The organism is Bradyrhizobium septentrionale (genome assembly GCF_011516645.4).
Lineage (GTDB): Bacteria > Pseudomonadota > Alphaproteobacteria > Rhizobiales > Xanthobacteraceae > Bradyrhizobium > Bradyrhizobium septentrionale.
In genome coordinates this window covers 2,456,239-2,469,518 of record NZ_CP088285.1, presented here as the reverse complement: position 1 = coordinate 2,469,518, position 13,280 = coordinate 2,456,239, and the positions used below count along the sequence as shown (strand labels likewise).

The window sequence follows — 13,280 nt, the reverse complement described above, 5'->3', positions numbered from 1 at the left end:
CTGGGCCGGATGTTCGTCCCATGAGACTCGATTCGTCGAGATTTGATCTGCATCCGGAATGCCCGGCGGCCGTCGTGTGTGGCCGGTGCCGCAGGGGTATTGCTCAATATGGATGCACGCGTGCGGGCGCATTCCGTCGCTCCGCTCGTCTGCGCCCAGTCGCCTATGCAAGGAGCTAACCTATGGACACCGTCACCGCCTCGTCGTCCTGCACGTGCGTCCCGGACACACCTAACACGGATGCCGTGAAGCATCCTCTCGATCCCTTGACGGCTGCCGAAATCGGCGCGGTGATCCGGATCATCCGTAATGATCTACAGTACGGCGCCGACTTTCTCTTCGAGACGATCGAGCTTCTCGAGCCTGAGAAATCACTCGTACGTCTGTACAAGCCGGGAGATGCCATAAAAAGGGCGGCGCGGGTCAATCTGTTCAAGGTCAGGGAGGATGGCATCTGGCGCCTGACGGTTTCTCTTGCGGAAGAGAAAGTCCTCACGTCGAAATACGTGCGAACCGCCAAGCCGATGATCCAGCTCGAGCAGTTCACGGCCATCGAAGACGCCGTTCGTGCAGCTCCCGAATTCATTGCGGCCTGCAAGAAGCGCGACATCGAGGACATGTCGCTTGTCTGTATCGATCCGTGGTCGGCGGGCAATTTCGACATTCCGGGTGAGGATGGCCGATATCTCGCGCACGTCTTCGCCTGGCTGCGTCTGCGGGAGAACGACAATCTCTATGCGCACCCGATCGGCGGCCTGAACGCCGTGGTCGACATCAAGACCTACGAGATCATCCGCGTCGACGACCATGAGATCATCCCGATTCCCAAGGCGGAGGTGAACTACGAGGCGGAGTTCATCAAGGGTCCACGAGCGCCCTACAAGCCCCTCGACATCGTTCAGCCTGAAGGTGTCTCGTTCAGGCTCGATGGCCGCCGCCTGGAGTGGGATCGCTGGTCTGTGCTCGTCGGCTTCAATTCGCGCGAAGGTCTGACCCTACATGACATCAGCTACGACGGGCGGCCGATCGCGCATCGCGCGTCGCTGGTGGAAATGGTCGTGCCGTACGGCACCACAGACAAGGGGCACTTCCGGAAGAATGTCTTCGACATCGGTGAGTACGGCATCGGCAAGCTCGCCAATTCGCTGAAGCTCGGCTGCGATTGCCTCGGTGTCATCGCCTATCTCGACGCACATCTCGCGACGATGGACGGCAACGTGGTCACCATCGAAAACGCCATCTGCATCCATGAGGAGGATGCCGGCCTGCTGTGGAAGCATTGGGACTTCCGCTCCAACAATGTCGAGTCGCGGCGTGCCCGCAGGCTGGTCATCTCCTGCATAGCGACGGTCGCCAACTACGAATATGGCCTGTTCTGGTACTTCCACACGGACGGCTCGATCCAGTTCGAGCTCAAGGCTACCGGCATCATCAACACCGCCGCGTGCCATCCGGGCCAGCCCGGCAAATACGGCAAGGAAGTCGCGCCCGGCGTCGTGGGCCACATTCACCAGCATATCTTCTGCGCGCGGCTGGACATGAACGTCGATGGCGACAACAACAGTGTCGTCGAGCTCAACACCCAGGCCGATCCCTGGGGACCCGACAATGTCTATGGCAACGGCTTCTACGAAGAGGAAACGGTTCTGAAGACCGAGTTGGGCGGTTGCCGCCAGGCTAGCCTTGCGACGCATCGAGCCTGGAAGGTCATCAATCCCGGCCGCAAGAACTGGGTCGGCACGCCGACGGGCTACAAGCTCGAGGCAAGTCATCCGGTGACGCCGTTCATCCATCCCGAGTCGCCGTCGGGCAGGCGGTCGACCTTCATCAAGAACCAGCTCTGGGTCACCGCCTTCGATCCCGAAGAGCGCTATCCGGCTGGCGAACACATGAACCACTCGGATGGAACGGGAGGTGTTTCCGATTTCGTCAGGAACAACCGGAACATCGAGAACACCGACATCGTGCTCTGGCACGTCTTCGGACTTCACCATCAGGTCCGTCCTGAGGACTTTCCGGTTCAGCCCTGCATCTTCACCGGTTTCAAGCTGATGCCGAGCGGCTTTTTCGACCGCAATCCCGGCATCGACCTCGCGCCGGACAGCAGCGCCGCAAGCTGTCATGCGCAGGCCGGCGAATAGGGCACGGCTCGCTACCGCATTCTTCGCAGTGCAGCCCATCCGGCCGGCATCGTCGGCCGGTCGGCTCCCGTCTGCGGCCATCGCTTTTGCGATCTTTGTGAGTTCCGCCGCGCGCGTCCTTCCCGCGCTGCTGGCCGTCTCCATCCAGAAGGACCTGGGCTGGCAAATCTCCGACGTCGCCTGGCCGATCACGTTCGGCATCGCCGTCTCTGCATCTGCATCGCCGCTCGCTACGCGTGGCCTCGAACGATGGGGCGTTCGATGGCCGCTCGTCGTCAGCCTGGTTCTCCTCGCGGTATCGCTCGCATCGACGACGCTCGCGACGTCGCCCGGGCACCTCGTTCTGGCCTGGGGCCTCGGACTTGGCTGCAGTGGATCCTTGAGTGCATCCATCCTGGGCGCGATGGTCGGCAGTCGTCGCAGCGCGGCGCATTGCGGCACACGCTTTGGCCTCCTGACGTCGATGCAGTTTCTCGGATCGGCGGCAGGATTGCTGCTCGCATCGCGCGCGGTCGAGGCATTCGGTTGGCGCATCGCGTTCCATGCCGCTGCAGTCGTCGTCCTGACCACGGCCTTCGTGGTCGTCCTCCTCGTCCCGGCATCTGGACGCGAAGTTACGCCGCAGCAGTCGGCATCCAGCCGGCATGCGCCGTCGTATCCGGAGGGGAGGGGGTGGCGATTCTGGGCGCTGGCTGCGATCTTTTGCATCTGCGGCGCATCGACATCCGGCTTGATCGACAGCCAGCTCAGCATCCTCTGCATGGGCGCGGGTCTCGGCCTCTCGTCGAGCGCCGACGTGATGGCCATCTTCCTGCTTGGCGGCGCGATCGGAAGTGTGGCGAGCGGGTATCTCGCGGATCGTTATCCAGCACGAATGCTGCTGGCGGGCTACTTTGTCGCCCGCGCGCTCATCCTGCTTTGGCTGCCGTTCACAGGCCTCAGCGTTGTCGAGCTTGCCCGGTTCGGCGCGCTCTATGGCCTCGATGCGGCGCTGACGTTTCCAGCGCTGGTGATACTGATGTCCGCAAATCTCGGCAGCCACGGCATCGGCGCGGCAATGGGCTGGATGATGGCGGCGCACGTGGCAGGAGCCACCATCGCTTCTGCCGGCGTCGTGGCTCTTGGCCTTGCAGGCTATGCGATCGGGTTCGCGAGCGTTGGCCTGACTTGCCTCGTGGCCGCGGGGCTTGCGGTGCTGCTTAAGGATCCGCCTTCAAATGAAGAGCCATTCCGCTGAAACGATCGCGAAGTCGGTCAATGGCCGGCAAGCTTCCGGGACCGTCGGGAAGGGTTCTCCGCCAGCAGCAGTCCTTCGGATACCGCAAGTGCTGCGAGCCGCGTGCGCGAATCACAGCCCATCTTTGCGAGGATGTGCTCGATGTGTGTTGAGACTGTGCGGGGCGACACGAAGAGCTGCTCGGCGATGTTGGGATTTGACGCGCCGCTGGTCACGAGGTGCAGGATCTGAATCTCGCGGAGCGAGAGATTGTACGGCCAGCGAATACATTCTTCGGTGATCAGGAGGATGTTTCCGCGGCAGGGCGTGATCGTGACCTGGTGGCAGCGGCCGGCCTCGTCCGGCTAGACGAAGCGTTGCGGTTTCGAGGACTTCGCCTTCTCCAGCATGAGCCGGCGAAGCTCTCCGCCCTCGCCGAGATGCGGCCCCGGACTACGGTTGGGCAGGTGAAATGCAAAACCATTCGGCGAGACGGCGAGCGCGTAGGAGCCGGGCGCCAGCTCATCGGCCAGAAGCTGTGGTGTCCTGAGCTGATCGCAGATGTTCAGCAGGATCGGGCGGAAACGCTCCGTCATCTCGCGGTGCTCGTCCTTGGCGTGCGCCTCCTTGGACCAGCTCATGTGGATGGCCCCGATGTAGCGGCCGTCCGCGACGCGCAGGCACATTGTCGAGCCTTCCCTGAATCCATCCGGCATCAGGTATTCCTGAGCGGTGAGTGTATCCGGCAAATAGAGATTCCAGTCACGCTTGTAGTCTCGCCAGCGCAGCGAGTGCGTGTCCTTTTCGCGCGCGATGGCGTAAGCCGGGCAGGCGTTAGGGAATCCGTCGAGCACGTAGGACATCGTTCTGTCCGTATACCCTTCGACGGCCAGAGAGCGGTGAGTTCGGGATATCGGATCTATTGCGACCAGGGCAATCGCCTCGCTCCTCACGAACTCGCGCAACAGACGGGTGACCTGCGTCGCCTGATCAATGATCTGATCATTCAGGACTGCCGCCGGTGTATCGAGCCGGACCGTGGCTGACATTGTATGGTCGATCGCTGCCGATTTCACGGTGAGCCTCCAGCTCGTGAAAGATCTTGTCGACGGTTCGTGATCGAATCTTCTTCTTGGTCGCTGACGGTCGGTTTTCTGGTTTGGCCGGATCGAGGTGCTTTACGCAATCTCAGGGCAACAACCGCTCCAACCAACGCAAGGTGCCACGTCATTACTGTGGCCCTTCGCTCTGCTGACCCCGATGGTCCCGGATCGAAATCAGCACCGCCTGAAAGCTACACGAGTACCTTAGGGCTGCGCGCCTGGCGAGTCAAAGGAACGTCACAATTCATGCGGCCCAAAGTCAACGTTTCTGACGTGGGCGTGCCGGCAGCGTCGTTGGTTGATGAAAATCCGGGCTGGGCTTGCTGAGCAAATTGTCACCCCGGTCTCTGTTCGTGCCCGCAGTGTAGCTCGGGAGACTTCCGGGTCGCTCCAACGCGCCCGCTAAAATCGGTCAGCTGACGTATTGCTGAAAATCGGCGGGAAACCGAAGCTTCGATCCTGCGGTGCAGGTCGAGGGCCGCAATCACCCGACGACGCGTGGATGCGCCGTCGTCACCCAACACGAAATCCCGCCCGGTCTCGGTCGCGATGCCGAGAACCTGTGCGCGCGATTGCAGGAGGTCGCTCAGATGGTTTTGAGACTCACCAGACGTTCAGTGACCGCGGGCATCGGCGCGGCTGTCGCGGCGCCATTTGTTGGACGATCGGCGTTTGCAGCACGGCCGATCATTCTCGGCATTCCCTACTGCCAGACGGCGGCCGCGGGGGTTGCGGATCATCAGGACTTTCTGAACGGCACGACGCTCGCGATGGAGGAGATCAATGCCGCGGGCGGCATCCTCGGCAGGCCGCTGAAGCTGTTCACGACGGACATGAACGTTCTGTCGCCAGAATCCTCCAAGCAGGCGCTTGCCGCCTGCGTGGACGCCAAGGTCGACGCCATCTCCTTTGCTTTCACGCTTGTCCCGCTGCCGGCGATGGACGCGACCGTGAAGTACAAATGTCCGTACATCAACGGCAACGCTCAACGCGCCGGCACCTCTGCCGTCAAGGCGCATCCGGATAAGTACAACCACATCTTCCAGTTCTGCCCGTCGGAGGTGAACTACGGATGGAGCTATGCTTCCTGGCTGGAGGACGAGGAGCAGCGGGGCGTCTGGAAGCCGAAGAACCGCAAGGTTCATATCATTCAGGAGCAGATCGGTTACTGCCAGACCATTTCGCGTGCCGCGCAGGAGGCGATCAAGCGGCGCGGCAAGTTCGAAGTCGCCCGCATTACGGATATCCAGTATCCCGTGCAGGACTGGGCGCCGGTCATTCGCGAGATGAAGGAAGTCGATGCCGCCGCGATCATGGTGGACCATTGGGTTGCCGCTGAATACGCCGCGTTTTGCAAGCAGTTCGTTGCAAGCCCCGTGCGCGACTCGCTCGTCTATCTCCAGTACGGCCCGTCCCAGCCGGAATTCCTCGAGCTTGCCGGATCGGCTGCGAACGGCTTCGTCTGGGGCACGACCATGGGCATTTATGGCGACGAGAGAGGTCTCGCCTACAGGCAAAAGTACAAAAAACGTTTCCCCGGCATCGCGGGGCTCGCCTACACCGGCATCGCGTACGATCAGACCTACTACCTCAAGAAGGCCTGGGAGGCTGTTGGCGATCCCCGGAAGTTCAGCGAGGTCTGCGACTGGATCCGCGCCAATCCCCAGCGTGGCGTTTGCGGTCACGTCGACATGGGTAATCCCTACCAAGAGGCGAGGCATTTCCCCGACAATGGAGGAGACGAGCTGCAGGCGCAAAAGCTCGAGGCCGGCGTCGCGCAGCTCTACGTGCAGATCCAAGGAGGCGAGCACAAGATCACCTATCCCGGTCCGGTCTCGGAAACGAAACTGATCGCTGCGCCGTGGTGGAGCTGATGCTCAGACGACTGTCTCCGAGCAGCGGGGTTGAACAGGGCGGAACAGCCACCCTGTTCTCCTGCAGTGGAATTTCGCTCGATCTCGGCGGGCGTGAGATTCTCCGCGAGATCAACCTGCACGTCCAGGCCGGGGAAGTGCTTGGCATCATCGGCCCCAACGGCGCGGGCAAGACGAGCTTGTTTGAAATCCTCTCCGGACGGATGCCTCCGAAGAGCGGCACGGTGTGGTTCAAAGGCGAGAATGTCACGAGCTTGCCGTTGCATTCCCGTTCGCGTCTGGGAATTGGCCGCACCTTTCAGACGCCGGTCGTCCCCGACGAGTTGACGGTCGGTGAGACATTCAAGGCGGCGCGTCAGGCCTATCGGCCTTTCCTCACCAAGTTCGACGCCGAATATGGCGCCGACCTTGTCGGTCTGAAGATCAGTGAGGACACACCGGCGATGCAGCTCGATACCTTCAACCGGCGCAAATTGTTGTTGGCCTGCCTGCTGATGCGCCGGCCGTCGCTGCTGCTGCTGGACGAGCCGGCGGCGGGCCTGATCAATTCGGAGGTCGACGAGATCGACAAGCTCCTGCGCATGCTCGCCAAGGAGATGGATGTCGCGATCCTGATTGTTGAGCATCGCATCGAGCTCCTCGGCATGATCGCCGACCGCATTCTGGTGATGGACGCCGGAGAGGTCATCTCCGAGGGCTTGATGGACGACGTCATGGCGGATCCCAAGGTTCACGCGGCCTATTTCGAGGACTTCAGCGAAGAGGCCGACGCATGAACATCTCCGTGAGCAATCATTTGCCGGGCGCTCCGGCGCGGCAGCCCTCGCGCGAGGTCTTGAACGTCCAAGGATTGTCTGCCGGCTACGGTCCGGTCCGCGTCATCCACGACCTGGATCTCGTCGTGCAGTCCGGGGAGCGGATTGGCATCGTCGGCCTGAACGGCCACGGCAAGTCGACGCTGTTCTATGCAATCGCGGGGCTCACCGGCTGGCAGCGTGGCTCGATCAAACTCAACGGCAGGGAGGTGGGTCGCACCCGAAGCCAGGGACCGGGGCGCTACACCCACGAAATCGTGCGCGCGGGTTTGGCGCTGATTCCCCAGGGCGACGAGATCTTCCACGGCCTGACCGTCGAGGAGCATCTCGATTCCGGGGCCTACACCGCGACGGCGTGGCGCGATCGCGCCGCACGCAAGCTCCGCATCCTCGAGATATTTCCACCGTTGCGGAAGCTGATGGATGTACCTGTGGGGCGCCTGTCGGGGGGCGAGCGACGCATGGTGTCGATCGGTCGCGGCCTGATGACCGATGCGTCGCTCTTCCTCGTCGACGAGCCATCGCTCGGGCTGGCGCCCAAGATCGGCAAGAGCGTGATCAACGCGCTGATGGCCGTCAAGCTCGGAGATGCCGCCATGATTATTGCGGAGCAGAACGTTGCATTGCTTGAGGGACGGGTCGATCGCGTCATCGGCATGCATGTCGGCAAGCTCAAGGGTGAGGCCTCGGCGGCCCTCGCGTTGAACGTTTATCGAAAGGCGTAAAACGTGGATATCTGGTTTATCGTCAGCAACACCATCGTCCTTGCGTGCATTTACGGCACGCTCGCGATCGGAATTTCGATCACGTGGTCGAGTCTTGGCCTGCTCAACCTGTCTTACGGATTCATTTTCGCATTCGCAGGGTATGGCGCCTGGTTGTTCGCCCAGAACGTCTCCGCATGGGGACCTGCAGTGCTGGCCGCGGGTATCCTCGCCGGCGCGCTCGGCGGTGTAATCATCTGTGCGATCGGATTCATACCGATCCACGACAAACCGAATTTCACCATCCGCGGTTTGATTGCGACGCTCGCGATCAATCTGATCGGCACGCAATTCCTGCTCTGGTGGTTCGGTCCGCGTTCGAAGAATCTGCCGGATATCTTCGGCAACTGGTCGCTATCCTTGCCGGGCGCGGTCTTCACGGCCGACAAGGTCGGCAACGTGGTGACGTCCATCGTGATACTGGCGGTCGTTCTCAGGTGGATGCAGTCGAGCCGCCGTGGCCTCGAAATCCGCGCCATGATGATGAATCCCCACGCGGCCTCCATCGTCGGCATCGGCGTGCGGCGCACCTCCTTTTACGTCATGGGCATCACGGGCGGATTGGCGGGTCTCGCGGCCGTCCTGCTTTCTCAGACCTATTACATCTCGCCGTTCGGCGGACTGATGCCGATGATCAAGGGCGTCAGCATTGCGCTTTGCGGCGGACTCGGCAGCGTGCGCGGCGCCGTCATCGCCGCGATCGTGCTCGGCCTGAACGAGGCGCTGACAGGCATGTCGATCGGCGGCCGCTACGTTCTCATCACCCAGTTCGTCGTGATTATCGCCATTCTCTTGGTTCGTCCGCGCGGCATTGCCGGGCTGCTCGACAAGGCGAGGGAGGCCTGAGCAATGTCTCTTGATAGCGGCACCAAATGGCGCAACCCACTCTTCGTCTGGGGCGGCAAGCGCGACGTCGAAGAACTTCCAACCATTCCGTTTCGAAGCCATCAGGAGGTTTGGGAAGGGACTCGTCAATCGAAGACGAAGCTGAACCCGGTCGGCCGGCTGCGCTACTATCACAAGTGGCCAGGCCACGGCAGGACGATGTGGAATCGTCTTCGCTACTGGCCGACGCGCCGCCGGGTGCTGCGGCTGCGCGGGGAATACAATCCCAAGACGTTGCGCGCGGAGAAGACGATTGTCGACAAGCGGCCGATCTGGTGGGTGTTGGGGCTACTCGCGCTGGCGATCGCTCCCCTGTTCACGCCCGGCGACCTTCAGAACACGCTGCTGACGGCGGGAGCCACGTTCGGCATCTATTCCGCCATCAGCCTGTGCTGGATGCTCATCATGGGCACGGCGGGTGTCTTCTCGCTCGCCACCTACGCAGTGGTCGGGACGGCCGCGTTCGTTACGGCGCTGCTTGCGGTCAAGTTCGCGCTGCCTTGGTGGCTGTTGCCCCCGATCGGCGCGCTGGTGGGTCTGGTCTTCGGCGGGATCATCGCGCTGCCGGCCACGCGGCTGGATGGCTTCTACTACGCGCTTCTCACCCTCGGGCTCAACGAGCTCTGCCGGGTCTACTTCATCACCTCGAAGGAATTCGGGTCCGCCAATGGCGGCCTGTATGGCGCAACGACCTACGTGCCGGAAGATTGGTCGCAGTTGGGTCAACTGCTCCTGGCGTATTACGCCTGCTTCGGCCTGATGCTGCTCGCGTTGCTGCTCTACCGGTTCGTGAACGGCCGCAGGCTTGGGCGAATCCTTCGCATGGCGCCCGAAAAGCGCGAGGCCTTCGCCGAGGCGACCGGGGTGAACTTTCGCCAGGCGCGTGTCTGGGTGTTCCTCATCTCGTCGGCGGCGCTGGGCTTCATCGGCGGATTCTACACCTCGAATTTCGGCGGCGTGGCGTTCTCGATCTTCAACTTCGACACCGTCCTGCTCGGCCTCGCCATGCTGGTGATCGGCGGCGTCGGACGTGCGGAAGGCGCGGTGGTCGGTACGCTCATCGTCGTGTTCTTTGACCAGGTGCTGAACACATGGGGGCCCGCGCGCTTCATGATCATCGGCCTCATCATGCTGCTGGTCGTTCTCTACCTGCGCAACGGGCTATTTGGGATCAAGGCGCAGTTCCGTGCCTGGCGCGACAAGAAGAAGAGCGAGCGGAGGTCGACGCGGGCGGAGAAGGGCGGCGAGATGTTGCCTGAGGAGGCGACGGAGACCGACGACAAGAGCATCATCTATCAACGTCGCTACGACAAGATGACCCGCAATCATCTTAAGACGCTGGTGTCGCCGGAAGTCATCGAGGAGCATCGCCAGTCCCTCAATGGACAGCACAGCGAGGCGCTCGAACGGCTGCTGATCTATTTCCGCACGCGTCCTCAGGTGGAGAAGTACGCCATCATGGCCGTGGAACGCTTCGAGGGGTACCGCATCGTGGCGCTGTCCGGACATCGGGGCGTGGCGCCGCGCGTGGTCGAGGACAGGATTTACTCGACACCGGATGAGGCCTGCCACGGCGTCTTCATGCGACGCGTTCAGGACCTGCTGGAGTCCTGATCGAACTTACGAATGAAGCTTTGTCCGACCTGCGCGGCGGACATCGGGACGATCGCAAACGAGGGAGTTGGTGGTGGCACCGGTCAGGCTATTTGGCTACACGGACAGGATCTCGGTCAAGCCGGGCGAGGCCATCCAGTTTCATGTCAGCTCCGAGGGGGCGGACACGGCTGAGGCGCAACTGGTGCGCTTGATCCACGGCGATGAAAATCCGGCCGGACCTGGCTTCGTCGAGGAGGAGGTGGCATGCGCCGCCAACGGCACATGGCGGGTCGAACGACAGTTCACCCAGGTGGGATCGTTCCTCGAGGTCGATGACCCCGCAGGCCGGTTAGCGTTCGAAGGCAGTTTCACCCTGTTCGCCTTCGTTCACCCGACCTGGCCTGCGTCCGGGAAACGCCAAAGCGTCATCGGCCGATGGGACGGTGATCGGAAGCAGGGCTATGGGATCGGGCTCGACGAGAAGGGCTATCTGAGGTTTTGGATCGGACGCGGCGAAGATGCCGTCGACTGCCTGGCTGCCGATACGCCGCTACAGGTTCAGATGTGGTATTTCGTAGCCGCGACTTTCGATGCCAAAACCCGGCGTGCGACTTTGTATCAGGTCGGTGTCGGCAACCGGTACAACGGCCTGTTGGGCAAGGTCGCACTGGTCGATTACGATTCTCATGCGTCCGCGATATTCCGGACCGGACCCGGCAACCTCGGCACAACGCCGTTCCTGATGGCAGGCTCGCGCAGGCGCGACGCGCAGCAGCGTGCATGTGTATCGGAGTTTTATTGGGGCAAGATCGACCGGTGCGGCGCGTTTGATCAGGCGCTGCAGCCCGGCGAGCTCGACACGATCAGAAGCGGCCTCGTCCCCGCGATGGAAAGCCTGGTCGCGTACTGGGACACGACCGCGGGATACACCGACCGCGGCATCGGCGATCTCGTGGTCGACGTCGGGCGGCACAAGCTGAATGCCGGAGGATACAACCGCCCGGTTCGCGGCCAGACCGGTTGGAACTGGGATGGCTTCACCGATTGCTTCCGTCTGGCTCCGCACGAGTTCGGAGGCATCGAGTTTCATGCCGACGCGCTGACCGACTGCAATTGGAAGGCAACCAGGGTCGTCACCCTGCCACGCGGTCTCAAAAGCGGCTGCTATGCCATGCGGCTGCGCTCTGGCAGGGGAAAGAGCTTGAGCGAGGAGCATGTCGTGTTCTTCGTGCGGCCGGAAAAACCGCAGGCGCGGATTGCATTTCTGTTTCCGACGTTGACCTACCTTGCCTTTGCGAACGAGCGCTTGTGCTTCGATCATCCGGAGCGCGAGGCCTTGACGGGTCAGCCGGCCGTGCTGTCCGGCATCGATATCGAGATGTACGCGCGAGCCGATTTCGGGCTGTCGACCTACGACATGCACGCCGACGGCAGCGGCGTGTGCTACAGCTCCTATCACCGTCCGATCTTGAACATGCGGCCGAGATACAGGATGCCGAGCCTGGACGTGGCGTCGGGATTGGCGGCCGATCTCTCGATCATCGCATGGCTCGACCACAGCGACTTCGATTACGAGGTCCTGACCGACGAGGATCTGCACCGCGACGGACCGGCGGCATTGTCGCCGTACGCCTGCGTCATCAGCGGCGCGCGACCTGAATACTACACCGAGCGCATGCTGGACGCGACCGAGGACTATATCGCCGACGGTGGCCGCTACATCTATGCGGGCGGCAATGGATTCAACGCTACGGCAGGCGTTCGCGACGGCGAACCATGGATCGTGGAGTGCCGGCGCCGCGATGACGGGTACAAGCCGTGGATATCGCGCTACGGCGAGCACTACATGGCCACAGACGGGATGCGCGGCGGCCCCTGGAAGGTGCTCGGACGGGCAACGCAGAAGCTGGTCGGGATCGGCTTGAGCAGCTCGGGCGGCGGACGAAGCGAGCCATACCGGCGGATGCCGGACAGCTATCACCGCACCGTGTCCTGGATCACCAAAGACATCGATGGCGAGATTATCGGCGACTTCGGCCTAGCCAACAACGGCGCCGCGGGGCTGGCCCTCGACTATTACGATCGTGCCTTGGGCACACCGCCGCACACCAGGATCATTGCATCGTCGGGGGGACACACCGATAGCTATGTCGTGAACCAGCAACTCGTTCTCTATTCCTACCTCGGCCTCTATGGGTCGTATGACTGGCGCGTTCATGCAGACATGACCTACTTCACGGCGCCCCATGGGGGAGCCGTGTTCGCGTGCGGCTCGGTCGCGTTCGCGCAATCGCTGCCGGTCAACAATTTCAGGAACAGCTCATCCCGTGTGCTGGCCAACGTCGTCGAGGCGTTCGTCGGGACGGGCAGGTTGCCCGGGTTCGCCTGGGTCAACGAGGAAAAGCAGTGGGCCTAAAACATCCGTCACGGAATGCCGCGCCGGTACGTCCAGCCGGCACGGTTCACGTCGGACATTTGCAGATTCCGGAGAGCTGAGGATGCTGCCTCTCGATTACGAAAGGTCTCAGGACCGCGACATCATCGTCCGGGACCGGTTCGACGGCTTCCGCCGCGAGTTTCTGCGGACGCTCGTGACGCCCGAGGTGATCGAAGAACACCGCCGGTCGCCGCTGGGCCAGCACAGCGAACGGCTCGAGCGTCTGTTGATCTATTTCCGTCAACGGCCGCTCGACGAAAGATATGCGGTCAAGGCCGTAGAGCCGTTCCGCAAGTATCAGGTGGTCAGGCTGTCGGGGCATCGGGGGACTTCCCCGCGCGTGGTTGACGAGGCCATCTACGCGTCAGCGAACGACGCCTGGCATGGTCTGTTCCTGCACTGCATTCGCGACCTTCTCGAAACCTAGAGATAGCTGCAACACGCTGGGT

11 protein-coding genes are annotated in these 13,280 nt (G+C 62.2%); 9 read left to right on the top strand and 2 right to left on the bottom strand.

Going from position 1 to position 13,280, the window contains the following annotated elements:
- Nucleotides 1-182: 182 nt before the first annotated feature.
- A complete protein-coding gene (locus tag HAP48_RS13500) occupies nt 183-2,141 on the top strand; it encodes a primary-amine oxidase (protein ID WP_166213386.1) in 1,959 nt (652 codons plus the stop codon).
- Nucleotides 2,122-3,378, top strand: a complete 1,257-nt coding sequence (locus HAP48_RS13495; protein WP_224497042.1) for an MFS transporter — start codon at nt 2,122-2,124, stop codon at nt 3,376-3,378. The genes HAP48_RS13500 and HAP48_RS13495 overlap by 20 nt, the downstream gene beginning before the upstream one ends.
- 17 nt (nt 3,379-3,395) lie before the next feature.
- On the opposite strand, the gene HAP48_RS50735 is transcribed toward HAP48_RS13495, so the two are convergent.
- Both HAP48_RS50735 and HAP48_RS13490 read right to left on the bottom strand, forming a co-directional pair.
- Complete coding sequence (locus HAP48_RS50735) at nt 3,396-3,644, bottom strand: response regulator transcription factor (protein ID WP_224497154.1); 249 nt, start codon at nt 3,642-3,644, stop codon at nt 3,396-3,398.
- Nucleotides 3,645-3,722: 78 nt separating this feature from the next.
- The gene (locus HAP48_RS13490) at nt 3,723-4,433 is read right to left on the bottom strand and encodes a hypothetical protein (RefSeq protein WP_166213389.1); all 711 of its coding nucleotides are present in this window, start codon (nt 4,431-4,433) and stop codon (nt 3,723-3,725) included.
- 617 nt (nt 4,434-5,050) lie between these two features.
- Here HAP48_RS13490 and HAP48_RS13485 point away from each other — a divergent pair.
- The 7 genes from HAP48_RS13485 to HAP48_RS13455 all read left to right on the top strand — a co-directional run bounded on the left by HAP48_RS13485 (nt 5,051) and on the right by HAP48_RS13455 (nt 13,258).
- On the top strand, nt 5,051-6,334 hold the full coding sequence (locus HAP48_RS13485; RefSeq protein ID WP_166213390.1) for an ABC transporter substrate-binding protein: 1,284 nt from the start codon (nt 5,051-5,053) through the stop codon (nt 6,332-6,334).
- On the top strand, nt 6,334-7,110 hold the full coding sequence (locus tag HAP48_RS13480) for an ABC transporter ATP-binding protein (RefSeq protein WP_166213391.1): 777 nt from the start codon (nt 6,334-6,336) through the stop codon (nt 7,108-7,110). The genes HAP48_RS13485 and HAP48_RS13480 overlap by 1 nt, the downstream gene beginning before the upstream one ends.
- Entirely contained in the window at nt 7,107-7,874 is a 768-nt protein-coding gene (locus tag HAP48_RS13475; RefSeq protein WP_166213392.1) for an ABC transporter ATP-binding protein, read from the top strand. The genes HAP48_RS13480 and HAP48_RS13475 overlap by 4 nt, the downstream gene beginning before the upstream one ends.
- 3 nt (nt 7,875-7,877) lie before the next feature.
- Nucleotides 7,878-8,759 carry a branched-chain amino acid ABC transporter permease gene (locus HAP48_RS13470; protein ID WP_166213393.1) on the top strand — a complete coding sequence of 294 codons (882 nt, stop codon included), beginning with the start codon at nt 7,878-7,880 and terminating at the stop codon, nt 8,757-8,759.
- A 3-nt stretch (nt 8,760-8,762) separates the two neighbouring features.
- Nucleotides 8,763-10,412 (top strand): branched-chain amino acid ABC transporter permease, encoded by a 1,650-nt coding sequence (locus HAP48_RS13465; RefSeq protein WP_166213394.1) that lies wholly within the window; start codon nt 8,763-8,765, stop codon nt 10,410-10,412.
- A 73-nt stretch (nt 10,413-10,485) separates the two neighbouring features.
- On the top strand, nt 10,486-12,810 hold the full coding sequence (locus tag HAP48_RS13460; protein WP_166213395.1) for a LamG domain-containing protein: 2,325 nt from the start codon (nt 10,486-10,488) through the stop codon (nt 12,808-12,810).
- An 82-nt stretch (nt 12,811-12,892) separates the two neighbouring features.
- On the top strand, nt 12,893-13,258 hold the full coding sequence (locus HAP48_RS13455; RefSeq protein WP_166213396.1) for a N,N-dimethylformamidase alpha subunit family protein: 366 nt from the start codon (nt 12,893-12,895) through the stop codon (nt 13,256-13,258).
- Nucleotides 13,259-13,280 lie beyond the last annotated feature (22 nt).

Excerpts from the sequence above, each read along its gene's own strand:
- HAP48_RS13500 (WP_166213386.1), top strand. The coding sequence starts at position 183 with ATGGACACCGTCACCGCCTCGTCGTCCTGCACGTGCGTCCCGGACACA.
- HAP48_RS13495 (WP_224497042.1), top strand. The coding sequence starts at position 2,122 with ATGCGCAGGCCGGCGAATAGGGCACGGCTCGCTACCGCATTCTTCGCA.
- HAP48_RS13485 (WP_166213390.1), top strand. The coding sequence starts at position 5,051 with ATGGTTTTGAGACTCACCAGACGTTCAGTGACCGCGGGCATCGGCGCG.
- HAP48_RS13480 (WP_166213391.1), top strand. The coding sequence starts at position 6,334 with ATGCTCAGACGACTGTCTCCGAGCAGCGGGGTTGAACAGGGCGGAACA.
- HAP48_RS13475 (WP_166213392.1), top strand. The coding sequence starts at position 7,107 with ATGAACATCTCCGTGAGCAATCATTTGCCGGGCGCTCCGGCGCGGCAG.
- HAP48_RS13465 (WP_166213394.1), top strand. The coding sequence starts at position 8,763 with ATGTCTCTTGATAGCGGCACCAAATGGCGCAACCCACTCTTCGTCTGG.
- HAP48_RS13455 (WP_166213396.1), top strand. The coding sequence starts at position 12,893 with ATGCTGCCTCTCGATTACGAAAGGTCTCAGGACCGCGACATCATCGTC.